This is a genomic window from Nocardiopsis sp. NPDC055824 (assembly GCF_053616335.1).
Genome location: NZ_JBSHDN010000399.1, coordinates 1 through 1,784 on the forward strand (window position 1 = coordinate 1; position 1,784 = coordinate 1,784).

Here is a 1,784-nt window from a genome sequence, read left to right on the forward strand (position 1 = left end):
GGCCGCCGTGACACCGTCACGGCGGCCTCGGCGTGTGCGGGGGCCGGTGTGCGACGGAACACCCCGCTCCCGACCGCCCCGGTGGAACCCGGCACCCCCGGGTCCCCGTTGACCGGAGAGGGGGACGCACCGTGGGGGACACGCTGTACACCGCTTTGACCCCTTTCTCACCTGTGCGAACTACACTCCGAGACAGTCGGGGGAGAGGAGTGCGGCATGGCTGGTTCCAAGTTCAGGCCGGACCGCGGGCTCACCACCCGGATGGTGACGACCATGGGCCTCCTGGCCCTGGTGTACGCGGCCTTCGTGGTCGGACTGGTCCTGGTGGGGCTCAACGTGTGGCTCGTGGTCCTCCTCGTCGCCGGGTTCGCGCTCTTCAGCTACTTCGCCTCCGACAAGATCGCCATGTTCTCCATGGGGGCCAAGGAGGTCACGCCCCAGCAGGCGCCCGAGCTGCACGCCGTGGTCGACCGGCTGTGCGCCATGGCCGACATGGCCAAGCCCAGGGTCGGGGTCGCCGACACCGACGTCCCCAACGCCTTCGCCACCGGCCACAACGAGAAGAGCGCGGTCATCTGCGTGACGACCGGCCTCATGCGCCGCCTGGAGGGCCCCGAGCTGGAGGCGGTCGTCGCCCACGAGCTGTCCCACATCGCCCACCGCGACGTCATGGTCATGACCGTCGCCGGGTTCCTCGGCATCGTCGCGGGCTTCCTCACCCAGGCGGGCCTGCGCTTCGCCATGTTCGCCGGGGCGAGCCGCGGCAACAACAACGGGCCGGCGCCCGCGGTGGTCGCCCTCCTGGTCGTCCTGGTCAGCGCCGTCGCCTGGGCGCTCAGCTTCCTGCTCACCCGGGCGCTGTCCCGGTACCGGGAGCTCTCGGCCGACCGGGCCGCCGCCTACCTGACCGGGCGCCCCTCCGTGCTGGGGAGCGCCCTCACCAAGATCACCGGCGACATGGCGCGGATCCCGAGCCGCGACCTGCGCCAGGTGGAGCCGTTCAACGCGTTCTTCTTCGCCCCCGCGCTCTCCCGCAAGGGGTTCAGCTTCAGCCGGCTGGTCGCGACCCACCCCCCGGTCGACCAGCGCCTGTCCCAGCTCTCCGAGATCTCCCGGCAGCTCGGACAGGGCCGCTGAGCGGGGTCGCGGCGGGCGCCACCCGACCGACGAGGGAGCACACGATGAGTTTCTGGCGGGCCCTGCTGGGCCGCTCCAAGCCGACCGCACCCGACCTCGACGCCCTCTTCGGCCTGCCCTCGGCGGCCGTCACCCTGCGGGCCGCGGCCGGGTTCCGGCCCACCGGCGCGGGGTCCGTAGCCTTCCGCGCCACCGAGGGCGCGGCCTTCGCCGACCTGGAACGCGACATCACCGCGCTGCTCGACGCCGGCGACGGGCCGCCGGTCGACCAGGTCACCGACGACTACGGCTACACGTGGCTGGTCGTCCGCTCGCACGACCCGGCGGGAGCGGAGGGGGAGGTCGCCGACCCCGACATCACCGGCCTGGTCACCGACCTGCACGCCGTCAACTCCACCCTGGAGGCCAACGGGTACGGACCCTCGCTCCTGTGCTCCCTCGTCGGGTTCACGGACGGGACGCGCTCCCTGGGCCTCGTGTACCTGTACAAGCGCGGGACCTTCTACCCCTTCGCTCCCACCGGCGACGGCCGGCACAGGGACAACGCCCTCGAACTCCAGCTCGAGGCCGCCGTCGGCGACGACCTGCCCCTGGAGCGGGACCGCTCGCGCTGGTTCCCGGTCTACGGCGCGCCGGGACTGTGACCC

2 protein-coding genes are annotated in these 1,784 nt (G+C 72.5%); both read left to right on the forward strand.

The window, feature by feature from the left end:
• Positions 1-216: 216 nt before the first annotated feature.
• Positions 217-1,137, forward strand: coding sequence for a zinc metalloprotease HtpX (gene htpX / locus ACWGL3_RS32140; protein WP_355013267.1), 921 nt, complete (start codon positions 217-219; stop codon positions 1,135-1,137).
• A 44-nt stretch (positions 1,138-1,181) separates the two neighbouring features.
• On the forward strand, positions 1,182-1,781 hold the full coding sequence (gene pspAB, locus ACWGL3_RS32145) for a PspA-associated protein PspAB (protein WP_267948865.1): 600 nt from the start codon (positions 1,182-1,184) through the stop codon (positions 1,779-1,781).
• Positions 1,782-1,784: the final 3 nt, after the last annotated feature.